Genomic DNA, 25,972 nt, shown 5'->3' on the forward strand with positions numbered 1-25,972 from the left:
TTTTTTTAAAAGGTGTTGTCATTTCCCCCTTCGCTTCACTCAACCCTACGCGGGTCGTCTAAATGACATAGAGGAGGGTACTAAAGATCAACAACCAGGTTTGCAGGGAAAATTAATTTGAAGGTACTGCCTTCATTCAATTGAGAATTTACCAGTATTTCTATACCATGAAAATTGGCTATTGATTTTACTATTGGCAAGCCAAGGCCAAAGCTGTCCTGTTGTAAGGATTGCCTGAATTTTTTAAAGCGGTTAAATATAAAAGGTAATGCCTCCGGGCTTATACCCATTCCCGTATCAATTATACTTACCGCTAATCTGCCATTGTCGGTAGTTGTAAATATCTTAATTTCACCGTTAGGCTTGTTATATTTAATGGCATTGTTTATCAGGTTAAAAAACAAATTAAATATCAAAAAGCTATTTACGTTGACGAGCAGTTTGTCTTCGGGCGCGGTTATCGTACAGGAAATATCTTTCTCCGTAAGGCGGATAGAGATCTCCTCATAAACCTCGTGCAAAAGTTCCTTAATGGAAACCTTGTCTTCTTTTAAAAATTGCTCATTCTCAATTTGCGATATCAGCAACAAGGTTTTAGTTATGCTTTTAAGCCTGTTTAGCATTTTTTGCATTTCAAGCAAGCGTAACTTAAGATCCTCGGCAATATCTTCCCGCTCAAACATGTTCTCAATTTTTGATTGCAGGATGGATATGGGCGTCATCAATTCGTGCGAAGCATTTGAAATAAATTCACGCTCTTTTTGGAAGGCCGCCTCAATAGCCTCTATCATTTTATGAATACTGATATCCAGGTGCTGAAAATCAGTAGTAGTGGTTTTTATTTCTTTGTAAGAACCAAAATTTGGAAATTTTTGATTGACCAGCTTCGTTCTTATTATCAGTGCCAGCGGGTGCAGCAGGTAGTTGGTATATAACTGATCAGCCAAAATGGTGAGTAATACCATGCTTATCAGCACAACAAAAGCCAGGTTTTGCAGCGGTGCGCTTGTGTCATTAAGTGTAACCGTACTTTTTCCTATCTCAAGCAGGTAGTTTTGGCTATCAAGCTTAAAGGTGTGGCTTAATATGCGATACTCTATGGTGTCGCGCCCAACTAAGCGCTTCTCGTTCTTAATCGTATCAATAGCACGTTTAAACAGGGTGTCTTTTTCAATGGTAAGATATTCGTCTTTAAGGGGCAGATAATAACTGCCATAAGTTTCTCCGGGTGGTATATATTCGGCTATTCCCTGCTGGTCAACTATTTGCAGGAATTTTGTTTTTTGCTTGATAAGCTTGTTGTCAACATAGTTTTTGCTGATCTCGGTTATCAGTAAAGGCACTAAAAGAACAAACAGCACCGCAATTGCCAACTTTGATACGGCATTAAACAGCGTTAGTTTGGTGTTTAGTTTCAAAGTATCAGCTATTCACGGTGATTTTATAACCCAGCCCCCTTACCGTCTCCAGCCAGTCGGGCGGCGAGTAGGCATTTAACTTTTTACGAATGTTTTTTATATGCGCATCAATATAATTAGAGTCATAATCATCATTAATAATGCTGCCCCATATATGTTCACTCAGTTGTGTGCGCGTAAGGGTACGGTTTTTATGCAGAATTAAATAAGCTATCAGGTCAAACTCCTTTTTAGTGATAGTATTTACAACGCCGCCTTTATGGGTAATAGTACGGTCGGTTAAATTTATAGCAAAGCCACCTAACTCAACTACGCTCTGTTTAAGCCCGAATTTACGCCTTAGTATGGCTTGCATGCGGCTTTGCAATTCAAGTAACGAGAAAGGTTTGGGCAGATAATCGTCCGCGCCCTGATCCAGCCCGCGCACACGGTCATAAACCTCGGCACGGGCGGTTAAAATAATACAAACCGCATCGGGGTTATTTTGCTTTGCCTCTTTAAGCAGGTCCATGCCATCATAATCTGGCAAACCCAGGTCTATCAAAATAAAATCGTACAGATTAGTTGCTACTTTTTCTGAGCCGCGCTTGCCGGTATGGCATACCTCGCAAATGTAATTGTTGTTGGCTAAGAATATTTCAAGCTCCCGTGCAAGGGCAACCTCATCCTCTATGATCAAAACATTCATTGCGCGTTAATAAAAAAGGTAATAAAAAGTAAGGTTATAAAACGATTCCTTCCGGTTTCTTAAAGTGCCTTCAACATTAACAGGTATGGAATACTTATAAGCAAACTCAAACGTATAATGCGCCCTGTTGTAGGCAACAGGTATTTTAAAACTATAATTTAAAGCATTAAAACGGCCATTGTTATATTGGTAGGGTGAGTAAGCTTTTGGTACGATGCTGGCATCAACAAAACGGTCCTGGTGGTCAAGCGAATAGGTTTGCACAAAGTTTTGTGTGCCCAATATCATACTTATTGAAGGGTTGAATGTTAGATAGTCGTTATTGCTGAAAAGCCGCCAGTCGGGCTCAAAGTATTTAGATTGGCTTACGGTGACAAAGAAATCGCTTGAGCGGCCAAACAGGTAGTCCAGTATCACTGTAGATTTAAAGGGCCCCCAGTTATAGGCATTTTTCCAATTGATATCATTATTTGTGGCCGATTCAATAATGCGTTGCTCTTTGTTAAAGATAAAACGGGTATAACTGACAGAACCCGAGAATTTTTTTGAAGGACGGTAAAGATAGCCGCCGCCCACATCTATTTCGTCAATAGAAGTACGGTAACCAATTAAACGCAGCAAAGATCCGTAAGCAAAAAAGCCCTGCTTGGTGTTGTATATAACGTCTGCCGAATAAAATGGATACCTGATCGGGCCCGTACGGCCAAAAAACATGGCGTCGCTGCCAAAATTAAATCCCACAGATATAGATCTTTTACGCACAATGGTATCTGTATCGGCATACAAAGTGAGGCGGTTTTTTGGCAAAAGCAGCCTGGCTGCCGATGAATTTGCAGTGACAACCGTGACAAGAAAAAACAATATTCGAAGGAACTTCATTTACAGTTTACAAATTTGGTTAGGGTTAATTGCCATTTCTTCTGGGTATTTCGGGCGGCCGTTCCATACCTTCGGGCCTGCGTTCCCGCTGTGGCTTGGGCTGGTTGCCGGCGTTATCAATTTTTTCGGGTTTTGACTGGCGCTTTGCCTTTGATATTTCTTTTATTTTATTCTTTTCGTCTTCATCTGGTGGGTGCTTTTTTATTATGGTATCTGCCAATGGCAAATTGTGGGTAACATAATAACGCCTGGTAATGGGGGGCACCTTAGCTGCGCTATTGATTAATTTAGCTGATGACGCTGTTGGCGCAATCAACAAAAACAATACAATATACACAAACCACCTCATCATCAAACAAAAGAAATTTCTAAAAAAAATGTAAAAGCCAGGCATTTGATTAGGACGCCGCGTGGGATTGACAGCAAATTAGAGGCTAATTTACCTTTATGGTTTAACAAAGCCAAGCTAATTGCTTTAAGCTGTTTTAATGCCGTTAGAAGTATAAACACGGTTTTGGTCGTCGGTAATAACGCAGCCAACCTGGTTAAGGCGATTTACCAGATATAAACCGGCATTTATGCCCATGGCCATTAACGGGGAAGTTAAGGCACCGGCAAATTCGGCCGAAGGGCTTAATACATTCACGCTTTTAATAGCGCTTACAACAAATCCGCCCTTTAAGCCTGTTTGCTTTGCAGCTATTTCTTTATTAAAAGAAGCCGCTAAGGTCATATTGCTAATGTCGTGGTCGGCAAGATATTTATTATTGTAACCGGGGCAAGCTGTAGCCGGTGTCCAGGGCTCAAGATCAGGCTGGGTTCCCCAGGTTAAAATGTCACCGCCGGCGTTAATAACGCCGCTGCTTACACCTTCAAATTGCATTAAATACTTTGCTCTGTCTGCAGCGTAACCTTTGGCTACAGTGGCCAGACTAATGCGCATGCCTTTTTCCTTTAAAAACACGGTGCAGTTTTGCGCATCTAAAGCAATGCCTTTGTAATTTGTTTTAGTAACAGAGTAGGGGATTGTATTTACAGGGGTATTGTAATTGTTATCAATAAATAGCTTATCGGCAGAGTAATAAGTAATATCAAAAGCGCCATGCGTTAAATCAGAGATCTTTAGCGCGCGGTCTATCAATCTAAAAACTTCGCCGCTTACCTTAACGGGACGTACACCCGCGTTACCGTTAACGGCGTTTATTTCGCTATCGTCGCCAAAGGCGGTTAATAGCTTTTCTACGCGGTTTATCTCGGTTATGGCACTATTTATACGGTCATTAGCCCAGGCATGGTTATCACCTACAACACTTATCTCAAATTCGGTACCCATTAAACGGGCTTCGTGATTGAAAACCGATAAATTACTTCCCGATGTATTTTTTAGAGCCAGCATAACAACACTATTAATTCGCTATCAGATAAACCGGCGTTCTGTAAAATTAACCAGGCAGAACGCTGGTATAATAAAATTAATAGCTAAAGTAGCGGGGTATTATGAAAATAACATGAAAAGCGAAGCCTATGTGTAAATAATGTAATGAGCAGATGAGTTGGGAAAAACGTGAATTGTCGTTCTGTGTGATAGCGAAGAATCTTATACGCCTTGTGAGCCGAGCGCCTGGCACGGCATGATTTACAAGATCCTTCACTGCGTTCAGGATGACAGTTTAAAAGAATAAGCGTTACGCTACGGTACCCTCTTTCAACTTCTCGGCATTCTCAGCAAACTGCAGGGCTTCCATAATGTCCTGTATGTCACCGTTCATTACGTTGGAAAGGTTGTAAATAGTAAGACCTATGCGGTGTTCTGTTAAGCGGCCCTGAGGGAAATTATAAGTACGCACCTTGGCTGACCTGTCGCCGGTTGCTACCATGGTTTTACGCTTTTTAGAAGCTTCTTCCAGGTGTTTTTGCAGCTCCAGTTCGTATACGCGCGAGCGTAGTACCTGTAAAGCTTTATCAAAGTTCTTTAACTGCGATTTTTGGTCCTGACATTGCGCTACCAAACCCGTAGGTAAGTGGGTAAGGCGCACCGCAGAATAAGTGGTATTTACTGATTGCCCGCCCGGTCCTGACGCGCAGAATAGATCCTTACGTATATCCGCGGGGTTCAACACAATATCAAATTCATCCACCTCTGGCAATACCACAACTGATGCCGCTGAAGTATGTACGCGGCCCTGCGTTTCAGTATCCGGCACACGCTGCACACGGTGCACGCCCGATTCGTATTTTAAAGTACCGTAAGCGTCTTCCGCTATAACGTTAAATACAATTTCTTTGTAGCCACCTGCTGTTCCTTCGGTAAAGTCAACCAGTTCAGTTTTCCAGCCACGTTTTTCGCAAAAGCGCATGTACATGCGGTAAAGGTCGCCTGCAAAAAGAGAGGCCTCATCGCCACCTGTGCCACCGCGTATCTCAACAATGGCATTTTTGCTGTCTTCAGGGTCTTTAGGTATCAGCATCAGGCGGATCTTCTCCTCCATTTCGTCTTGCTGAACAAGCAACTCATCCAGTTCCATTTTGGCCATTTCCCTAAACTCTTCATCCTTTTCGGTAGCCAGAATGCCTTTATTGGTGTCTATATTACTCATAATGTTGCGGTATACATTATACTCATCAACAATTTTAGCCAGGTCTTTATATTCTTTATTTAATTGGGCAAAACGCTTCATATCAGCCATGGCATCCGGGCTGCTCAGTTCAGCTTCTACATCTTTCCAGCGTTGAAATATCGCCTCTAACTTATCTAACATAATCTTATTATTATTCGGGGCGATATACTAAAGCCCTAAAAAGCGCACAAAAATACGGTTTTTTAATTCAAGGTAAAAGCTTAAAGCAGAAAGGCAAAAGGTTTGACATTTCTACGATGAGCAGCACTCAGACAGCCTGCTCAAAGCGTTCCAGTTTTAGCTCTACACCGTCAAACACCGCGTATGAGTCGTAATTTATCCATTCACCCAGGTTTATATAACGGCTTTCATCCGTTAATTGCACCTCCATAGGGAAATGCCTGTGACCAAATATCAGGTAATTGTATGGGGTGGTTTTTATAAGCTCCTTGCTAAAATCCAAAAGCCAGCCCTGTTCTTCCTCTTTATATGGCTCATCGCCAAGATTACTAAGCCGGCTTTTGCGCGACCAGTAATTGGCAATACCCACACCCAAATTAGGGTGTAAGCGCTCAAACAGCCACTGGCAAAACCTGCTGCGAAATATATTTTTAAGTAGCTTATAACCACTGTCGCCTGCACCTAAGCCATCGCCGTGATGCAAAAAGAATTTTTTTCCGCCGCGCTCTATTATCAGTTCATTCGTAATTATGGTGGCACCCAGCTCTTTTTCAAAATAACCGAACATCCACATATCGTGGTTGCCTTTAAAAAGGTATATTTTTATTCCGGCATCGGCCAGCTCCGCCAGTTTGCCTATAAAACGGATGTAGCCTTTAGGGATAACGGTGCTGTATTCAAACCAAAAATCAAATACATCGCCCATTAAAAAAAGCTCAGAAGCATCGGCCTTTATACTGTCCAGCCAGCGTACTAATCTGGCCTCGCGCGCGCGGCTTTTTTCGTAACCACCGGCCCCTAAGTGAAAATCAGAAGCAAAATAAAGTTTGTTGCCTGTTGCCATCAGCCCCAAAAATACATTTTAAGTGGAATATTTATCATAGTAGGTTTTTTGCTTTATCAATTATGGCAAACCGTTTGCAGGCAAATCAGTTATAGATAATAATAAAGCATTAAGCATGAGATCTATCTGGAAAGGTTCAATAGGGTTTGGGTTGGTAAACATCCCTGTAAAGTTGTATTCTGCTGTGCAAACAAGCAATCTTGATTTTGATATGCTGGATGGCCGCGACCATTCGCGCATCCGCTTTCAGAGGATTAATGAGCAAACGCATAAAGAGGTGCCGTACGATAAAATTGTCAAAGGCTATAAGTTGAGCGATGATTATGTGATAATGGACGACAGCGATTTTGAAGACGCCGCACCCGAAAAAAGCAAACTGATAACTATTGAAAGCTTTGTTGACATTGCCGATGTTAACCCCATGTTTTACGAAACATCCTACTATACCGAACCTGATACCAAGAACAATAAAGCCTACGCGCTTTTGCTGGCAGCATTGGCAAAGTCAAAAAAAGCAGGGCTTGCGCGCTTTGTGCTGCGCAGTACCGAGAGCTTGTGCATAGTGCATCCGGTTGATAACGTGCTGGTGGTTACACGGATAAGATTCGGTCAGCAGATAAGAAGTACGGAGGATTTGAAAGTAGGTGACAAGGTTACAGTAACTAAAAAGGAGCTGGATATGGGCCTGGCCCTGATAGACCAATACGCCGAGAAGTTTGACGTATCAAAATTTAAAGATGAGTACAGCGAATCATTGCTGAACATTATAAAGGCAAAATCAAAAGGCAAACGCGCCAAGGTTAAAAAGCTTACTCCGCAAAAAACTACCAGCGATGATCTGTACGACCAGTTAATGGCCAGCCTGAACACCAAGAAAGGAGCGTAACCCATGAGCCTGGAGACCTATGTAAAAAAGCGCGATTTTAAGCAAACATCCGAACCCAAAGGCGGTAAAAGCGATAGCAAAACATTATCGTTTGTAATACAGCGGCACCATGCTTCGCGTTTGCATTATGATTTCAGGTTGGAACTGGACGGTACGCTGAAAAGCTGGGCAGTGCCTAAAGGCCCATCGCTCAATCCAAATGATAAGCGCCTGGCTATGATGGTAGAAGATCATCCCGTAGATTATCAGCACTTTGAAGGGATTATTCCTAACGGTAATTATGGGGCAGGGGTGGTTATTATCTGGGATAAAGGTACCTATACCTCGCTGGCAGACGACCGCAAGGATGATATAAAGCAACTGCGTGCCGGCCTAAAATCAGGTAATTTAAAGATCAGGATGGACGGCGATATTTTGAAAGGCGAATTCGCGCTGGTAAAAATTAAGAACGCTGAAGAAGATAACTCCTGGCTGCTGATAAAGCACCGCGACGAATATGCCGTTGATGATTTTAATAGTGAGGACCTGGTGCCCGATGCCGTTAAGGAAATGCTGAACAACAAAGACGGCAAGGCGAAAGATTTGCCCAAGCAACATAAGGTTAAGGTTGAAAAAAAAAGTACTGATGACACCATCGGGATAGAGGATGCTCCTGCACTAAAAAGCTCCGGTAAAGCCTTCTCGCCAATGATGGCCAAATTGGATGACAAGCTATTTGATGATGATAACTGGATCTATGAACGTAAGCTGGACGGCTACCGCGCATTGGGTTATACAGGTAAAGAAGCCAGACTAATATCCCGCAACAATATTGACTTTAGTGCCAACTACAAAAAAATAATTGCCGAACTAAAGACAATAAAAAAGGATGCAGTGCTGGATGGAGAACTGGTAATAGAGGATAGTAAAGGGCGCAGCAGTTTTCAGGATATACAGCATTATGATGGTGACACCAGGGATAAACAGCTGAAATTTTATGTGTTTGATCTGCTGAGTTTAGATGGGCATGATCTGCGCGGAATTGAATTATTAAAGCGCAAGCAACTGCTTAAAGCCCTGGTGCAGCAGTTGGATAGCACATCAATAATATATAACGACCATATAACAGGCAAGGGTACTGATCTTTTTAATAAAGCAAGAAAAGAAGGCTGGGAAGGGATAATAGGCAAAGACGGCGAGAGTTTTTACGAGAGCGGCAAACGTACAGACAGGTGGCGGAAGTTTAAGCTGCAACAATCGCAGGAAGCGTTGATATGCGGATTTACTGCACCTACGGGTTCGCGCAAGCATTTTGGCGCTTTGATATTAGGTATTAACAAGGGTGACGGTGTAAAGTACATTGGTAATTGCGGTACGGGTTTTAATGATGCCGGCATCAAAGAGCTGTATAAAAAGCTGGAACCGCTGCAAACGGATACGAAGCCATTTAAAGAAAAACAGCATAGCCGCACAAAAGTAACCTGGGTTAAACCGGAGCTGGTGTGCGAAGTATGGTATTCTGAATGGACGGCTGACGGGCATTTGCGGCACCCCGTTTTTAAGGGCCTGCGTACTGATAAAGAAAAGGAGAAAGTGGTTATGGAAAAGCCCGATGAGCAGATGGCTGATGATGAGACAATAGTGGTAGGCAAGCATAAATTAAAGGTAACCCACCTGAATAAGCCATACTGGAAAAAGGATGGCATTACCAAGGGGCAGCTAATAAACTACTACCGCGAAATGGCAGATTGGGTGGTTCCGTATTTAAAGGACAAGCCCATATCTATGCGCAGGCAGCCCAACGGCATTGATGACCCCGGTTTTTTTCAGAAAGATAATACGGCCAACCTGCCGCCATGGATAAAAACTGAAAAGCTGTACTCTGAAAGCAACGACAAGGACATTAATTACATTATAGGTAAAGATGCTGCCACCCTGGTTTATATGGCTAATTTAGGCTGCATTGAAATAAACCCTTGGCTCAGCTCGTATAAAACGCCCGAAAACCCTGAATTTGTTGTAATTGACATTGACCCGCACGATGTGCCATTTACGCAGGCCGTTGAGGCTGCCCTTAAAACCAAAGAGGTTTTTGAACGCATGCAGCTGGATGTTTTTATTAAGACATCGGGCTCAAAGGGACTGCACATTTATTGTTACCTGGGTGCTAAATATGATTATGATCTGGTTAAAATGTTTGCAGAGTATGTGGCCAAGCAAATTCACGAAGAACTACCGGATACTACCAGCATAGAACGCAGCCCCGCCAAACGCCCCAATAAAATTTATATTGATTTTTTGCAGAACCGCCGCGGGCAAACCATTGCCTGCCCTTACTCTGTTAGGCCAAAGCCGGGTGCCACAGTTTCAATGCCTTTACACTGGCACGAGGTGAATGATGATCTTAAATTATCCAACTATACAATTTTCAATACACTGGAGCGGGTAAAAAATACAGAGGACCCATGGAAGGATTTAAAAGCTAAAAAAGCAGATCTGAAAAAGGCGTTGAAATTGTTGAAATCGTTGTAGAGATACGATGCCAAAAAGGAGCGGTGGAAAGTGCGATTCCCTCCCTTGGGAGGGTGTAGGGAGGTGTTTAACCGCTTTTTAAACCCCTTCCCGCCACCTCAAAGCCAGCCGCACCCTTCCCCGGGGAAGGAGTTTATAATAACACTAATCTTTTAAATACGACTAATTTGAACTTTCTATGCTCTGATTAAATTAAAAATAAAATAATTTTCTTAAAACTACTTGTTGTGGCATCTGCTTTGTATAGTTCTGTGTAGAAAAACATAAAATATCATTTACCATGGCAACTACAAAAACAGCTAAAAAAGCAGAACAAACAACAGACGTTCAGGAATCAGCATTGAACGAATTATTTCTTGACGAATTAAAGGACATTTATTGGGCAGAAAAGCATTTGGTTAAAGCGCTGCCTAAAATGGCCAAGGCCGCCACATCAGACGAATTGCGCGCTGGAATTGAAAAACACATCAGCGAGACCGAAAATCAGATTACCAGGTTAGAGCAGGTTTTTGATTCTATTGGCGAAAAAGCAGTGGCAGTAAAATGCGAAGCAATGGCGGGCTTGATCAAAGAGAGTGAAGAAATTGTGTCTGAAACCGAGAAAGGGAGCTACACCCGTGATGCAGGTATTATCTCTGCAGCACAAAAAGTAGAACATTATGAAATTGCTTCTTATGGTACACTGCGTACGCTGGCAGGTGTATTGGGTTACAACGAGGCAGTTGAACTGTTAGAAGCTACCCTGGCTGAGGAAAAACAGTGCGATGAAGACCTTACCGTATTAGCGGTTAACGGTATCAATTCTACTGCCAGCGCCGAAGCTGAATAATATATTTGCCGAAACATAATTGTGAGAGGGCCATTCCTGAAAAGGGGTGGCTTTTTTGTTTGATCGGCCTTTTCTTTGCATATTTTACTCACGTTGTCATCTCGACCTAAGGAGAGATCTATACACATGCCAGGCAACGGCGTTATTTGTCATTCTGAACGCAGTGAAGAATCTTATAAAACTTTGCTAAGCGCGCGGACCTGTACAGCGTACAAGATTCTTCACTGCGTTCAGAATGACAACTTTTATGGTAGATTAATGTATAAAACGTCGCGTTATTTACAAAGACAAATCCGTCTTGTAGCAATTGTGGTTTTAATATAGCACAAAAAAAAGTCAGCAGGATCAACTCCTGCGGACTTTTTAAATCTTAATGGGCGCTATATATTAAAGCGCTGTTGGCCTTCTGATAACCCCTAATAGTAAAGAGATAATAGCTATAACAAGCAATACGTGAATAATGCTGCCTGCTGAATACATAAAGAAACCAAGTGCCCATCCTATGATGAGAATAACTGCGATGATATACAATAATGAGTTCATGATGGTAATGTTTTAGTTAATGAATTTCATAAGTTATATCAACTAATACCAAAACGGTGCCAAATCATCGCCATATAGAAAAAGCGGCTCTGTATAACAAAAAACGCCCTTTTTTCAGGGCGTTGATGTATATACTTTATGAAAATTAACCTGTTGTCATTGCGAGGTACGAAGCAATCGCGAACTATGCATGGCTGCTTTTGTCCTTGCGATTGCTTCGTACCTCGCAATGACAATATTGAAAGAGCAGCTGAGGCTTGTAGTGCAAAAAACTACTCTACTGCAGCGTCATCCATTTTTTACGCACTACCAATTGCTGAGGGGTAGCATTTGCAAGTTGCTCAATTTTATATTTTACGGTTGTAGATCGTTTAAGCGTTACCGGTATTTCTTTTTCAAGGCCATCGCGTATCAGTTTCACCAAAATTTTATCTCCCGGTTTTTTATCACCCCCAATAGGTTCTTTGCTGTCTGCAGGTTTACCGTCAATGGCAATTATTTCATCATTAACATTTATCCCGTCATCCCACGCTGCAGTTCCGCGCAATACCGTTGCTACTATCACCCTACGTGTATTCGGTATCATGGTAATGCCAAGCGCGGCGGTATTGCTTCCGGCTAAGTCATCGGTTAATTTGCAGCCTGCATAAGCCAGGTAGCTGTTATAATCAATATCTGTAACGTCGTTTATATATTTAGCATAAAACTCATCCAGATTTTTTCCGGCAAACTTTTCCAGGGCCAGTTTAAATTCCGCATCGGTATAACCTCGTTTTTTTACTTTGTAATACTCGTTATACATGTATCGCATTACATCATCCAATGAGTTTTTTCCTTTGGTATTATTAATTATCTCCAGGTCTAACATCATGGCTATAACTGCGCCTTTGGTGTAATAAGATATAGTGGTGTTAGCAGAATTCTCGTTAGGGCGGTATGATTTTATCCAGGCATCATAACTGGCCATGGCAGCGCTTTGTACTTTAGCACCCGGCTGATTGTCAAGCAAGGTAATTTGCCTCGCCATCAGATCAAGATAATTTTGCGGGGCGTACAGCTGCGTGCGGCGTACAATAACATCCTGATAGTAGGCAGTAAAACCCTCTGCTATCCAAAGATTAGTGGTATAGTTCTCGTTGTCATAATCAAACGGACCTAATGCTATCGGGCGTAAGCGCTTGACGTTCCACAGGTGAAAATGCTCGTGCGCTGCTAATGATAAAAAGCTTTGGTAGGTGCCTTCGTGCGTATAACCGTCGCGTGTAGCACCTAAGGTAGTTGAGCTCAAATGCTCTAAGCCGCCACCACCTTTTAAGTAATTGTGTATAATGAAGGTATAGTGCCTGTTAGGGTTTTCGCCAAAAACAGCTACTTCCTGTTCAACTATCCGGGTAAAATCCTTTTTAACACGCTCTTTATTATAGTTGCCGCCGCCGCTCATTGCCACTTCGTAATCTGTATCGCCAACCTTGAAGCCAAACACATCCTGTGTGCCCACCTCCAGTGGCGAATCAAACAGAATATCATAATTAGGGGCCGTGCGGGTGAAACTATCACCGTTCACTTTTTCCAAACTTGTTGAAACGGTTGTCCAGCCTTTATAAGGAACTATATGGACGGTTGATGGCGTTTTAAGCATACCATCAGGGTAAATAAAAATATCAGGCGATGACAGGAACGCGTGTTCGGCATCAATAAAACTAGTACGTACCGATACTTCAAAAGCATATACACGATATTTAACTGTTACCGTTGATTTGCCTGCCACATCAATATGCCATATGTTTTTGCGGGTTTTTACAGCCGGGAGCGCTTTGCCTGCAGCACTTACACTCAACGATTCAATATTGCGGGTAAACTCGCGCACCAGGTACGAGCCGGGTGCCCAAACGGGCATTTTCAAATCTAACGTTTTCTGCGCCAGGCCGCTTATGGTCATTTCCACATCTACGTAGTGAGCCTGGGCTTCCGGAAAAGTAAGGGTATATTTTATTTGTTCGTTGTTGGCAGCGTATCCGGTAGTCGTATTCATTAAAATGTACGTTATAAAAAAAAGTGTAGCAAAAAGTTTTTTCATAAATGCAATGTATAAAAAAAATATGCCTGTTGGCTTATTAAAAAGTTAGGATAAAACTTGTTGTAACATGGTTGATACAAGAAATTTTCGGCAAACGTAACTATCTATTTTTACCGTTTCAACATAAGTAACATAAAAAGGTTTAAAACGTCTTCTGGCAGTATCATAAATGTAGGCATAAACAGCCGCTAATAGTAAGGGCCTTAGATAAATATTGCCCATATTATAATATATTTGAAGGCTCATTGAAAGCGGCCCCTAATGTAATGTTGAAAACACAAAATAAAGCTTAATTTCAAAGGAGTGAAAACCTAAGCGTCGTTTATAGGAAATATGAAAACCAGATATATTGTTTACCTCGTTATAGCTGCAGTAATTGGCTATTTAATTTATAACAAGTTTTTCGGCGAAGGTGCTAAAAAGAGAGCAGCCATGAGCGCCAGGGGCCCGGGTGGTCGCGGAGGTGCAGGCGGTGGTGCGGGTGATGCCGGTGGTAAAAAAGGTCCGGGCGGACCCGGAGGCCCTGGTGGCCCAGGCGGCGGTCGCAGAGGCGGGCCGATACCTGTGAAGGTTATGGTAGTAAAAGATACCACCATAAGCAACATTATAGATGTAACCGGTACTATTGACGCTAACGAAAGGGTGAATTTAATCAGCGAAGTATCCGGCAGAATTACCGGTATTTACTTTACAGAGGGCAGCCATGTAAATAAAGGGCAATTGCTGGTTAAGGTAAATGACCAGGACCTGGTAGCATCGTTAAAACAAAATGCCTATAACATTGCGCTGGCTAAGCAAAACGAGGGCCGTAACAAACAGTTGCTGCAAAAAGAAGCGATAAGCCAGGTTGAATATGAAACATCATTAACCAGCCTGAATACATTAGACGCGCAGGCTGATGTTATAAAAGCGCAAATAGCCAAAACAGAAATGCGCGCTCCGTTTTCCGGCACAATAGGTTTACGTAGTGTAAGCCCGGGCGGTTACTTGTCGCCTAATACAGCTATAGCAACTTTGGTAAATTTAGATCCGGCCAAAGTAACCTTTTCAGTACCCGAAAAATATCAGGCTTATATAGGGCCCGGCACTAAAATAAATTTTACTGTGGCAAGTTCGCAAGAGAAGTTCAAGGCTGTTGTTTATGCTATTGAACCATCTATTGACGTAAACTCGCGCACTATTACCGTTAGGGCAAAAGCACCTAACCCTAAAGGCTTGCTAAAGGCGGGTGGTTTTGCCAAGATAAGCCTTGCTTTAGATCAGATCCGTAATACAATTATGTTGCCTACAGAGGTGGTTACACCGGGGCTTAAAGGCAGTACAGTATTTATTTATGATAACGGTGTAGCCGTACCGCGCACGGTTGTAACTGATTTACGCACCGACACCAGAATACAAGTTATTGACGGTTTAAAACCCGGCGACAGCGTGGTAGCATCGGCTATTATGCAAATGCGCCCTAAGGCTCAATTAAGATTAGTAGGTAAGGACAAGAAGAAAGACAAAAAGAAATAATCAGCATGAGTTTATCCTCAGTTAGCATAAAAAGGCCGGTACTTGCGACAGTTTTGTCTGTTGTGATAGTAGTATTTGGTATAATAGGCTACAATTTTTTAGGTATCCGGGATTTCCCGTCGGTTGACCCGCCAATCATTAATGTTCGTACAACATATACCGGCGCTAACTCCGATGTAATTGAATCGCAGATAACCGAGCCGTTGGAGAAAGCCATTAACGGCGTACCGGGTATTCGTAATATATCGTCAACAAGCTCTGTGGGAAGCAGCAATATTACCGTTGAGTTTGATCTGGATGCCGACCTTGAAACAGCGGCTAATGACGTACGCGATAAGGTGAGCCAGGCCCAGCGCCAGTTGCCGCAGGATATTACCGCGCCGCCGGTTGTAACCAAAGCCGATGCCAACGCTGATAATATAATTACAGTTTCTGTAAAAAGCAGTAAGCGGGATATTACGCAGGTAAATGATTATGCCGAGAACGTGTTGATGGAAGGCTTGCAGACCATCCCCGGGGTAAGCGCTATCAATTTGCAGGGTACCAGGCAGTATGCTATGCGTTTGTGGATAGATCCTGCCAAGCTAACCGCGTTAGGATTAGCAGCCAATGACATAAGCACAGCGCTTAATCGGGAAAACGTTGAGTTACCTGCCGGAAAAATTGAAGGCGACAGAACAGAATTGAGCATACGGGCAGTGGGAAAAATGACCACCCCTAAAGAATTTAACGACCTTATTATACGCGCCGATAGTAACCGTGTTATACGCCTTAGCGATATAGGTTATGCGGTTTTAGGCTCTGCAAATGAGCAGACGGCCTTTAAAGAGTCGGGTTCGTTGCAGGTATCACTGGCTATTGTGCCGCAGCCTGGTGCTAACTATGTAGATATAGCTAAGGAGTTTTATAAAAGATTTGAGCAGTTAAAAAAGGATCTGCCGCCCGATATTGAGGTTAAAATATTGGTTGACAAAACCAAATTCATTAAGCAATCCATAACAGAGGTTGAAGAAACCCTGGCCATATCGTTCATATTGGTTGTAATTATTATTTACCTTTTCTTCCGCGATTGGCTGATCGCTTTCCGCCCGTTAATTGATATACCTGTATCATTGGTGGGTACATTCTTCATTATGTACATCTGCGGATTCTCCATCAATATTTTAACATTGCTGGGTATAGTGCTGGCAACGGGTTTGGTGGTTGACGACGGTATAGTTGTTACCGAGAATATCTACAAGAAAATAGAGGAGGGCATGGATGTGCGTAAGGCTGCTTTCGCGGGTTCTGCCGAGATATTTTTTGCAGTAATTTCTACATCTGTTACGCTTGCCGCGGTGTTTTTACCGGTAATGTTCCTTCAGGGCTTTACGGGCCGTTTGTTCCGTGAGTTTGCTGTGGTTGTTGCAGGTTCTGTATTGATATCGGCCTTTGTGTCGTTATCGCTAACGCCAATGTTGAGTGTTAAGTTTATACGCAAAGATCAGAAGAAGTCTAAATTTTACGAGCGCACCGAGCCGTTCTTTGTAAAAATGACCAATGCCTATACCGAAACGCTTACCAACTTTATGAAGCGTAAATGGATAGCCGTTGTAATTCTGGTTACTTCGTTGGGTATTGTATGGCTTATAAATGGTTCTTTGCAATCAGAACTTTCGCCACTTGATGACCGTAGCTTTTTACGTTACCAGGTAACAGGCCCGGAAGGAGCATCCTATGAATTTATGGCCGATTATATGGATAAGGTTTCTGACATGGTTGCAGATTCTGTACCCGAAGCCAATATGAACATAGAGATAGTGGCTTTTGGTGGTGGTGGTGCAGGCGCTGTAAACAGCGGTATGGGCATGATAGGTTTGGTTGATCCGGATAAACGTAAGCGAACTCAGCAGGAAATTGCTGATGCCTTAACAAAGGCACTGCAAAAATATCCGGATGCCAGGGCAATTGTTGCTCAGGAGCAAACCATAAGCACAGGTGGCGGTGGTGGTGGCCGAAGCTCACAGCCGGTACAATACGTTTTACAAAATCAGAATTTCGATAAAATACGCAATGTATTGCCTGAGTTTATGGCGCAGGTTATACAAAGCCCGGTGTTTGTTACGCCTGATGTAAACCTGAAATTTACTAAACCAGAACTAAGGGTTACTACAGACAGGGAGCGCGCGCGCGATCTGGGTGTTTCGGTGTCTGACATAGCCCAGGCACTGCAGCTTTATTATAGTAACAGCCGTTTGAGTTATTTTTTAATGAACGGTAAACAATACCAGGTAATAGCGCAGGTTGACAGGCAAAACCGTAATCAGCCGCTGGATCTTAAAACATTGTATGTGCGTAATTCGCGCGGGCAGCTTATTCAGTTAGATAACGTGGTAAAGGTTGACGAAGATGCTACCCCGCCATCAATACTGCACTTTAACCGTTTTAAAGCAGCAACTGTGCAGGCAGGCCTTGCGCCGGGTTATACAGTAGGCGATGGTATTAAAGAAATGGACCGCATTGCTAAAGCAACTTTAGACGAGACCTTCAGCACAGAGTTGAGCGGTGCATCCAGGGATTTTGCCGAAAGCGGATCAAATATCTTATACGCGTTCATTTTCGCGCTGTTATTGATATATCTGGTATTGGCAGCACAGTTCGAGAGCTTTAAAGATCCGATCATTGTGATGCTTACGGTGCCATTGGCAGTTGCGGGTGCCTACTTGTCGTTATGGTTGTTTGATCAGACGCTTAACATATTCGGGCAGATAGGTATTATTACCCTGGTTGGTTTGGTTACCAAAAACGGTATTTTGATTGTTGAGTTTGCCAACCAGCGTATGGAGCACGGCCTTAAAAAGTATGATGCTGTTATAGAAGCTGCTACCGCCCGCTTACGCCCTATCTTAATGACGAGTTTGGCGGTTGTTTTAGGCTCGGTGCCAATTGCGCTGGCTTTGGGTGCAGGTGCAAAAAGCCGGGTATCATTAGGTATAGTAATTATTGGCGGTATGCTTTTCTCGCTGATACTAACTTTGTATGTAATACCAACAATGTATGTATTAATAGCATCAAAGGTACGCCGCGACCCTGATGCCGAGGAGGAATTTGTACCGGAAACCAAAAAAAGCAAAAAAGTAAAATTGGTTGAACAACACTAAGCAATTTTTAATGAAACTTAAACAAATAGTCTGCCTTATTTTATGCTGTATGGCTTCATCTTTTATAGCAAACGCGCAAAACGCGCCCCTGCTTACCTTAAAGGATGCAATAGATACAGCACTGCAGAATAATTACAATATAAAGCTGTCACAAAATAATGCTACCATAGCACAAAATAACGTTACGCTGGGCAACGCCGGATTTTTGCCTGCTTTCAGCGGCAATTTTAGCAACAATAACACCGTACAAAATAGTACTGTAACGCGTACCACCGGTACCAGCAGCTTTACTAACGTTCGGAGCAAAAGCTACAACTATGGCGTAGCTATGGATTGGACTATTTTTGATGGTTTTGCCATGTTTGCCAATTATGATGCCTTGAAAATACGCCAGCGTTTAAGCGGTATAACATCGCGCGATACGGTATTGCAAACTTTAACTAATGTTATATCTACTTATTACAGCTTAATTAACCAAAATCAGGTATTAAAATCGCTGCGGGGCGCAATAGGGATCTCAAAACAGCAGCTAAAGTTTGCGCAGGATAAGTTTTCTGTAGGCGCGGTTTCGCGATTGGAAGTTTTAAATGCCGAGGTGAATGTAAATACCGATACGGCTAATTATCTGGGGCAATTACAGCAATTAAAAGCTACCAAGATACAGCTTAACCAATTATTGATCAGGAATCCGCAGGCAGATTTTTCGGTGACAGATACTATTGTGGTTGATGATAAGCTGGTGCTGGGTAACGTGCTTGCAGCTGCAGCTACGCAAAATCCACGTGTTTTATCGTCGCAGATAGCCAGGCAGCTGGCAGAGATCAATGTTAAGCAGGTAAAGGCAACGCGTTATCCGGTTGTAGGTGTAAATACGGGTTATAATTTTACCAACAGCAGATCGCCGAGTGGGGCGCTATTGGCTAATGACGCGCGTGGTTTAACCTATGGCGTAACGGCGAGCATGAATATTTTTAACGGCTTTAACCAAAAACGCCGCGAAACCAACGCCAAAATACAATTAGAGAATTCGGCGTTGCAGGTTAAAAATGTTAAGCTGGGTATAGATGCGCAGGTTAATACTTTATACGTTAATTATCTATCCGGTTTAGATCTGATAAAATTGGGGCAAGCCAACGTGGCTATTGCCAAGCGCAACCTTGAAATTACCCTGGATAAATATAAATTAGGCAATATTACGCCGCTTGAAGTGCGCCAGGCCGAAGAAAATTATATTAATGCGGAGGTTAGCTACCATGCAGCTCAGTATCAGGCTAAAAGCGCAGAAATAAGCCTGAAACAAATAACCAACAACATTAATATTCAATAAATAACCAATAATAAAATAAAAAGTTATTTTTGATAGATAAAAATGACTGGATCTTACAAAACCTGCTTACTGATTGATGACAATTACATTGATAATTTTGTCACGAGCAGGCTTTTGGAAAATTGCAACTTTGCCGATAGTATAATTATAAGCCAGTCATCGTCTGAAGCGATTGAAGACTTGCGGGACGGAAAAGTAGCACCCGATGTAATATTTCTGGATCTGAGAATGCCGGTTATGGATGGCTTTGAATTTTTGCAGGAGTACGATAAGCTGGAGATTGAAAAGAACGGCGTGAAAATATTTATGCTTTCATCATCGCTTGATCCTACAGATCTTCGCAGGTCGCTTGCCAATAAATACGTTACTCAGTTTCTTCACAAGCCGCTAACTAAAAAAATTCTGGAAGAGCTTTCATGATCTTAGTTGCGGATAGCGGATCATCAAAAACAGATTGGTTGCTTAAACAACCCGATGGGAACACCGTCGAGTTTCGCACCCCGGGCTTGAATCCTTATTTTTTAACGGAAAAAGAGATAGTTAAGATCTTGCAGGATAGAGGTGCCGATATGCTTACCCACAGCAACAAGGTTACCGAGATCTATTTTTTTGGAGCAGGTTGCTCGGGCCCCGACAGGCACGAGATCATATCAAATGCTTTAAGCCAATTATTCCCCAAAGCCTATATTAGTGTAGATAGTGACCTGCTTGGCTCTGCCTATGCAACGTGCGGGCATGAGAAAGGCCTGTGTTGTGTTTTAGGCACCGGCTCTAACATATCATTTTTTGATGGCGAGGAGATCCACGAAGGTAAGCATGGCCTTGGTTTTATTTTAGGCGATGAAGGATCAGGCAGCTGGTTTGGGAAGCTGTTAATAACCGACTTTTTATATAACGAGATGCCTTATGAGGTGCATACGCTGTTTGAAAACACTTATGAACTTAGTAAGGACGTTGTAATGCAGAATGTTTACCAAAAACCCGCCGCAAATGCTTATCTGGCATCATTTGCAAGGTTTTTAAATGTGATAAGGCGCACGCAGTACGGACAGGATCTGTTGAAAAAAGGGTTTTTGGAGTTTATTGAAACCAACATTAAATCATATCCAGAGTATAACGATCATAAATGTCACTTTGTAGGGTCAATAGCCTTTACTTTTGCGCCCGAGCTTACAGCCTTATGTAAAGCCAATGGTGTACACGTAGGCAAGATCATAAAACAGCCTGTGCATGATCTGCTTGCTTTTATTTTAAGCCGCGAGGCCTTGTAATTGCTAACCGGAAAAAAGCCAGAACAGTCACCTGCTCATTATTTAAGAAACTCCGTTAGGAGTTAAAGGTCGGTAGCAAAAAGAGCCAGAACGAGTACCTGGAAGGGCATATCATTATTTAAGAAACTCCGTTAGGAGTTAAAGGTCGGTAGAAAAAAACGGAGCAGAGAAAAGCGTGCCGTAGGTACGCAACTTAAGGCGCATACCTACGGCATGCAGCATCATCTTTCCTCTTATTCTACCAACCTTTTGCGCCTACGACGCATTTATTTTAGACGAATCGCTTAAATATCGGCATTGCGCCGGGCGTTGTACTTACTCTTTTATCAATATCATCTGATACCGCTTTCCCTCCATTTCTCCATTAAGGTGCAACTCTGTGCCTTGCTGCCTTAGCGTTCCTTTAAAATGTTCGGTGGCGGTTTTAGGATATCGCCATTGCATATGTACCTTACCCCGGCTATCCAGTTTATAATTACCTATACGTACCCGGCGGTGGTCGTTCCACCTAAACCCAACCACATCGTCCAGATCAAGGTATACGTGGCTAAGCACGCTGTCTGTTGAGGTTTTAGCCTGATAGCTAATGCCATTTATTTTTAAGTTCTCTACCCGGTACTTACCGCTAAGGAAAGGATGTTTGTCCGGATTTTCATAAGTAATAGTGCATAATATAGTCACCAGTGCAAATAAGGTGGGCCAAAGCCACTTTATCGGCGTATCACTATTATTTTTTCTGATAAATAATTGAGGCAAAAGATGCGAGCCATCGGCACAAATAAAATAAAGCACCGCGGTTAACAAAACCACCCCCTGAGCTATCACCCCCGGGGGCATAGCATAAAAAATGTCCATTAAGCTAATAAATACCAGCATGGGTAAGGCAACAAGACTGCCTAATAACCTGGTACGGTTAAAAAGAATGAGTGCAGCCGCAATTATTTGCAGCAAAGCTATTACGCAGGTAAAGCCGTAAGAGAAATGGAAGAAAGCCCACACCAGGTCATAGCCCGAAAATGACGAGAACGGTTCGTCTAACTTTCCAAGCGGTATGAGCATTTGCAGTTGCTGTATTTTTTGAACACCGAACATGGTAAGGTCCAAAGCCAGGCAAAATGCTATCAACTGTCTAAACCATATTTTATGTGATGAGGTAAGGCCCTTTCGTTCGCGGGAGTGCCAGATAAATACCATAGCAAGCATGATAAATAAGGGCAGGTAAGCCGCCAGGAAAATAACATCAAGCGGTACAATTACGCTGAGGTATTTAGAGGCCAGTCGCCTAAAAACCAAACTTACCACAAATGCGAAGAGCAGGCCGAGCAATAGTTTTTGATAAAGTTTCATATGATCTGTTTTTCCTGCAAAGCAATGTGTTGCTGATAAAAATTTGTTCGGCTGTATCCAAACGCACCGTCCGGCTGTATAGCAACGTATATTTACCGCTTAAACGTCATGGTTGGTATGCATCCGTCTTTCGCATTGTTATTTTCGGCGCTTAGTGCAGGGAGTTTATTCCTGGCTGCTTTTTTATTGCTGACAGGTGTTGTGCAGGCAAATCGCGAGGCGAATAAATGGCTGGGCGTTTTCTTTTTACTACTGAGTTTTATTTTTATAGAATTGTTTTTAGAAGGTGCGGGCCATCCGCAAGCGCTGCTGATCCAGATAACCGAATGGCCACGATGGGCAATTTTTCCCTGTTTACATATGGCTGTTTTTACATTTGTCCACCCGCAGCGGCGGCCACGGTTATTGTTTATTCATTTTGTGCCGGCTTTAATTTTTGTAGGTATTTTGGTGATAGGCAGAACGCTGTTGCCCAATTGGGTAGGGTTGGTGGTGCGCTATTTCTTTTTTGCGCAAGGTTTGGTTTACGGGTTGTTGAATCTGCAAATATTAACGAAGCATCAAAACCATATGCGCCAGTTACTGGCCGATACAGCTTCTGATCTGACCTGGCTACGCAGCTTTGTGTACGCGCCTTTGGTAATAGCGGGGCTATGGTTGGTATTTAGGCAGTTACCTGTTATGGAAGGGTTATTGCAATTAGTGTGTTTGGGCCTGAGCCTGTACTTTGTTTCAGCAGCATTCAGGCAGCGCGATGTTTACCCGGATAAAATATTAGAGGGTGCGGATCAATTGATGGATATGCCCGCATCATCCACAACCGCCCAAAGACTTACTTTGCAACAGATAGACCTACTAAAAGATAGGGTGGCATTGATTGTTGATCAGCATAAACCTTATTTAGACCCTGCCTTAAACCTGCAAAGCTTAGCCGATAAGGTAGGTATTAACACACACGAACTTTCCCTGGTTTTAAATAAAGGTTTTGGGATGAATTTTTACGCCTACATTAATAGCTTGCGTACGGCAGAAGCAATCAGATTAATAGAGTCCGGACAATACGGCCGCGGCGACGTGGAGGCTATCTCTATTAGGGCAGGCTTCAATTCGCGCACTACTTTCTACGCGGCAATTAAAAAATTAAAAGGCGAGACGCCAAGCAATTTGCTGAAACAGGATACTAAACTTTAGGCAATCCTGCGGAAGGGTTTAGATTTCTACTTAAAATAAGAACCAGCTTAAGTAAATAATTTTATCAGAAACCTTATGTTTGGATAATGAATGTCCAGATAAAGCAACTCACCAAAATTTACGGATCGCAAAAAGCTGTTAATGATATTTCATTCAGTGCCGGCTTAGGTGTACTTGGTTTTTTGGGCCCGAACGGCGCAGGCAAGTCAACTACCATGAAAATGCTTACCTGCTTTTTACCACCTACCAGCGGCAGCGCGGATATATGCGGATTTAGCCTGGATAAACAATCTTTACAGGTGCGCGCCAATATTGGGTACCTGCCGGAGAATAATCCACTTTACACGGGCATGTACGTAAAAGAAGCGCTGGCTTTTGTTGCTTCAATACATAAAATAGAACAGCCGGAGCAACGTATTGCCGATGTTATTGCGCTTACCGGTTTAGGCGAGGAACAGCACAAAAAAGTAGGGCAACTATCAAAAGGCTACAGGCAAAGGGTAGGCTTGGCGCAGGCTATTCTGCATGATCCGCCGGTTTTGATATTAGACGAGCCAACATCCGGCCTGGACCCCAATCAATTGATAGGCATAAGGCAACTGATACGCGATCTGGGTAAAACAAAAACGGTTATCATCTCCACCCATATTATGCAGGAGGTTGAGGCCATTTGCGACAGGGTTATCATCATCAACAAAGGGAAAATTGTTGCTGATGATACGCTAACGGGTTTACTGGCCGCACACGGTTCAAATTCGTTAGAAAAGATATTTGTAAAGTTAACCAATAGCGCGGCCTGATTGCCGCTAACAAAAGCATGAAAAAGTATTTTTTTACAACCCTGTTTTTTGCCTTTATAGCTTGTAGCTGTTTTGCGCAGCAGGATAGCAGGACAAGCATTGGAGTAGACGCGGGTTTCCCTGTGGGTTCTTCTGCCGATGATTTTGCTTTCGCCATTGGAGGATCATTGAAAATAGAAAATCCGGTAGGCGATAGAGCGCTCATCACTCTTTCAATGGGTTACACGTCGCTATCTGCAAAATCAACACTGCTTGGTGCCAACATTAAACCACCCGCTTCTGTATTTACACCGTTAAAATTTGGTTTAAAATACAATATTGCTGGGCCTATATATGCGGAGGGACAAATAGGAGCCGCGTTTGAGATACGTGGGCGCCGCACTACGCGCTTTGTTTATTCGCCGGGCCTGGTAGGTAATATTGACAAATTTGATCTGGGTGTGCGATATGAAGGCTGGGCCGGTAACGGTGGAACGATAAGCCAGGTGGCGGTTAGATTAGGGTATAGGTTGTAGTACTGAAACGTTGATTGTCATTACAAGGAAGGACGCAATCGCGAACTTTGCATGAGAGACTTTCTTCGTGCGATTACTTCTTTTCTTACAATAACATATATTTTTATTAGGCCGTTTGTATAGCCTGCGACCACACGAAACCTTATCATTTAATAAAAGGCCTGCTTATCAAATGCAAATCAGCAAGCACGCTAGGCGAGAAATAAATCCGGCAAACAATCAAATTTATTCTCGCCATTGCTTACTTGCATCAAACTAAAACTAAATATATAAGCACACAGGTTAACCTAAATCCTGTGCCATTTGGTAACTGCCTAAAAATCATAAACTTCCTTTTTTTGCAGAGCGAATGATGGTATCATAACCGAACGACGTTTGTTCGCTTTTGATGCAAACGCACATGCAGAATACCTGTTGCAAAAGTGTTGCACGAAATGGGTAAAATTGGTTTGTTTTTAATTAATTATAAATCAGATAATTATATACATTCTATAGCTGATTTCCCTGACGAATAAGTCTGTTGCAAAGTGTTGCATGTTTAAACACGAAATAGTTATAATTATTTGATAATCAAGTATATGTAAAAAATGCTGTTGCAAGTGTTGCAAAGCGTTGCATATTCTCTTGCAACAGCTGCTGCTTTAATGCCATTAACCCTGGTGCTGACCTTAAATAAAAATTAATTGTAACAGACGGGACCTTACTGCGTCTTAAGAAGGATAATGCGAGGAAGAGATATTGTAAAATTAATGCCTTATTAATATGATTTATACAATATTCCTATCTTTGTATTAGGATAATAACAATTCACAATTTTATTTAACTAAAAAACAATTTATGAAAAAAGTTCTGTTAGCAACCTTATTATTTGTAGGTGTAGCCGCAACTAGTTTTGCACAAGATGGTGGTAAATTTAGCATTGGCGTTGAAGCAGGTTTGCCGGTTGGCGAAATTTCTGACACGCATAGCTTCGCTATAGGTGGTTCTTTAAAGTACGATCTTCCAATTGCCAGCGATCTTGCATTTACCGCATCAGCTGGTTATACTTCATTCCAGGGAAAAACTTCAACAATACAATACGGCGCAAGCAGCATTACTGCAAAATGGCCTGCGTTTGGTTACATTCCTGTTAAAGCCGGTATAAAATACAACCTTGCTTCAGCTTTATATGCCGAAGCACAAGTTGGTGCTGCAATTGGTACTGAAAGCGGTAGTAAAACTGCTTTTGTATACGCTCCGGGCCTTGGTTTCAAATTTAGCGATGCCGTAGACCTTGGCGTTCGTTACGAAGGTTGGTCTGCTAACGGTGGTACAATTAGTCAAATTGCTGCCCGCTTAGGTTTCAGCTTCTAATTTTAAAACTTTCGCGTAACATTACGCATTATAAAAAGGC

The 25,972-nt window shown here is 42.5% G+C and carries 22 protein-coding genes; 12 read left to right on the forward strand and 10 right to left on the reverse strand.

The window, feature by feature from the left end; translation table 11 throughout:
* Window positions 1-80: 80 nt before the first annotated feature.
* From ACFQZS_RS11140 to ACFQZS_RS11170, 7 genes are all read right to left on the reverse strand, one after another.
* Entirely contained in the window at window positions 81-1,418 is a 1,338-nt protein-coding gene (locus tag ACFQZS_RS11140; protein ID WP_377100185.1) for a sensor histidine kinase, read from the reverse strand.
* 4 nt (window positions 1,419-1,422) lie between these two features.
* Window positions 1,423-2,106, reverse strand: coding sequence for a response regulator transcription factor (locus ACFQZS_RS11145; RefSeq protein ID WP_377100187.1), 684 nt, complete (start codon window positions 2,104-2,106; stop codon window positions 1,423-1,425).
* 6 nt (window positions 2,107-2,112) lie between these two features.
* Window positions 2,113-2,985 carry a hypothetical protein gene (locus ACFQZS_RS11150; protein WP_377100188.1) on the reverse strand — a complete coding sequence of 291 codons (873 nt, stop codon included), beginning with the start codon at window positions 2,983-2,985 and terminating at the stop codon, window positions 2,113-2,115.
* A gap of 25 nt (window positions 2,986-3,010) precedes the next feature.
* Entirely contained in the window at window positions 3,011-3,337 is a 327-nt protein-coding gene (locus ACFQZS_RS11155) for a hypothetical protein (protein WP_377100190.1), read from the reverse strand.
* 123 nt (window positions 3,338-3,460) lie between these two features.
* A complete protein-coding gene (locus tag ACFQZS_RS11160; protein ID WP_377100192.1) occupies window positions 3,461-4,381 on the reverse strand; it encodes an FAD:protein FMN transferase in 921 nt (306 codons plus the stop codon).
* Window positions 4,382-4,670: 289 nt separating this feature from the next.
* Complete coding sequence (prfA, locus tag ACFQZS_RS11165; RefSeq protein WP_377100194.1) at window positions 4,671-5,744, reverse strand: peptide chain release factor 1; 1,074 nt, start codon at window positions 5,742-5,744, stop codon at window positions 4,671-4,673.
* A 127-nt stretch (window positions 5,745-5,871) separates the two neighbouring features.
* Entirely contained in the window at window positions 5,872-6,627 is a 756-nt protein-coding gene (locus ACFQZS_RS11170; protein WP_377100196.1) for a UDP-2,3-diacylglucosamine diphosphatase, read from the reverse strand.
* A 115-nt stretch (window positions 6,628-6,742) separates the two neighbouring features.
* Between ACFQZS_RS11170 and ku the strand changes: the two genes are divergently transcribed.
* The 3 genes from ku to ACFQZS_RS11185 all read left to right on the forward strand — a co-directional run bounded on the left by ku (window position 6,743) and on the right by ACFQZS_RS11185 (window position 10,853).
* Complete coding sequence (gene ku, locus ACFQZS_RS11175; protein ID WP_377100198.1) at window positions 6,743-7,513, forward strand: non-homologous end joining protein Ku; 771 nt, start codon at window positions 6,743-6,745, stop codon at window positions 7,511-7,513.
* 3 nt (window positions 7,514-7,516) lie between these two features.
* Window positions 7,517-10,024 (forward strand): DNA ligase D, encoded by a 2,508-nt coding sequence (ligD, locus tag ACFQZS_RS11180; RefSeq protein ID WP_377100200.1) that lies wholly within the window; start codon window positions 7,517-7,519, stop codon window positions 10,022-10,024.
* Between the two features lie 280 nt (window positions 10,025-10,304).
* A complete protein-coding gene (locus tag ACFQZS_RS11185) occupies window positions 10,305-10,853 on the forward strand; it encodes a YciE/YciF ferroxidase family protein (RefSeq protein ID WP_377100202.1) in 549 nt (182 codons plus the stop codon).
* A 387-nt stretch (window positions 10,854-11,240) separates the two neighbouring features.
* Here ACFQZS_RS11185 and ACFQZS_RS11190 read toward each other — a convergent pair whose 3' ends face one another.
* Together ACFQZS_RS11190 and ACFQZS_RS11195 are read right to left on the reverse strand one after the other, a co-directional pair.
* Window positions 11,241-11,396, reverse strand: coding sequence for a lmo0937 family membrane protein (locus tag ACFQZS_RS11190; protein WP_377100204.1), 156 nt, complete (start codon window positions 11,394-11,396; stop codon window positions 11,241-11,243).
* Between the two features lie 277 nt (window positions 11,397-11,673).
* On the reverse strand, window positions 11,674-13,428 hold the full coding sequence (locus ACFQZS_RS11195; protein WP_377100206.1) for a M61 family metallopeptidase: 1,755 nt from the start codon (window positions 13,426-13,428) through the stop codon (window positions 11,674-11,676).
* Window positions 13,429-13,806: 378 nt separating this feature from the next.
* On the opposite strand from ACFQZS_RS11195, the gene ACFQZS_RS11200 reads away from it, so the two are divergent.
* The 5 genes from ACFQZS_RS11200 to ACFQZS_RS11220 are packed head-to-tail and all read left to right on the forward strand — an operon-like array spanning window position 13,807 to window position 20,726.
* Window positions 13,807-14,988, forward strand: coding sequence for an efflux RND transporter periplasmic adaptor subunit (locus ACFQZS_RS11200; protein ID WP_377100208.1), 1,182 nt, complete (start codon window positions 13,807-13,809; stop codon window positions 14,986-14,988).
* 5 nt (window positions 14,989-14,993) lie between these two features.
* Complete coding sequence (locus ACFQZS_RS11205; protein WP_377100210.1) at window positions 14,994-18,128, forward strand: efflux RND transporter permease subunit; 3,135 nt, start codon at window positions 14,994-14,996, stop codon at window positions 18,126-18,128.
* A 49-nt stretch (window positions 18,129-18,177) separates the two neighbouring features.
* Window positions 18,178-19,455, forward strand: a complete 1,278-nt coding sequence (locus tag ACFQZS_RS11210; RefSeq protein WP_377100212.1) for a TolC family protein — start codon at window positions 18,178-18,180, stop codon at window positions 19,453-19,455.
* A gap of 42 nt (window positions 19,456-19,497) precedes the next feature.
* Entirely contained in the window at window positions 19,498-19,875 is a 378-nt protein-coding gene (locus ACFQZS_RS11215; RefSeq protein WP_377100215.1) for a response regulator, read from the forward strand.
* Window positions 19,872-20,726 carry an N-acetylglucosamine kinase gene (locus ACFQZS_RS11220; RefSeq protein ID WP_377100217.1) on the forward strand — a complete coding sequence of 285 codons (855 nt, stop codon included), beginning with the start codon at window positions 19,872-19,874 and terminating at the stop codon, window positions 20,724-20,726. The genes ACFQZS_RS11215 and ACFQZS_RS11220 overlap by 4 nt, the downstream gene beginning before the upstream one ends.
* A gap of 315 nt (window positions 20,727-21,041) precedes the next feature.
* Here the strand turns inward: ACFQZS_RS11220 and ACFQZS_RS11225 are convergent, their stop codons facing one another.
* Window positions 21,042-22,073: a hypothetical protein gene (locus tag ACFQZS_RS11225; protein ID WP_377100219.1), complete on the reverse strand. Its 1,032-nt coding sequence runs from the start codon at window positions 22,071-22,073 to the stop codon at window positions 21,042-21,044.
* A 108-nt stretch (window positions 22,074-22,181) separates the two neighbouring features.
* On the opposite strand from ACFQZS_RS11225, the gene ACFQZS_RS11230 reads away from it, so the two are divergent.
* The 4 genes from ACFQZS_RS11230 to ACFQZS_RS11245 all read left to right on the forward strand — a co-directional run bounded on the left by ACFQZS_RS11230 (window position 22,182) and on the right by ACFQZS_RS11245 (window position 25,932).
* Window positions 22,182-23,264 (forward strand): helix-turn-helix domain-containing protein, encoded by a 1,083-nt coding sequence (locus ACFQZS_RS11230; RefSeq protein ID WP_377100221.1) that lies wholly within the window; start codon window positions 22,182-22,184, stop codon window positions 23,262-23,264.
* Between the two features lie 86 nt (window positions 23,265-23,350).
* A complete protein-coding gene (locus tag ACFQZS_RS11235; protein ID WP_377100223.1) occupies window positions 23,351-24,064 on the forward strand; it encodes an ATP-binding cassette domain-containing protein in 714 nt (237 codons plus the stop codon).
* A 17-nt stretch (window positions 24,065-24,081) separates the two neighbouring features.
* A complete protein-coding gene (locus tag ACFQZS_RS11240) occupies window positions 24,082-24,579 on the forward strand; it encodes a hypothetical protein (RefSeq protein WP_377100225.1) in 498 nt (165 codons plus the stop codon).
* 837 nt (window positions 24,580-25,416) lie between these two features.
* Window positions 25,417-25,932, forward strand: a complete 516-nt coding sequence (locus tag ACFQZS_RS11245) for an outer membrane beta-barrel protein (RefSeq protein WP_377100227.1) — start codon at window positions 25,417-25,419, stop codon at window positions 25,930-25,932.
* Window positions 25,933-25,972: the final 40 nt, after the last annotated feature.

Source organism: Mucilaginibacter calamicampi, from assembly GCF_042676765.1.
GTDB classification, from domain to species: domain Bacteria; phylum Bacteroidota; class Bacteroidia; order Sphingobacteriales; family Sphingobacteriaceae; genus Mucilaginibacter; species Mucilaginibacter calamicampi.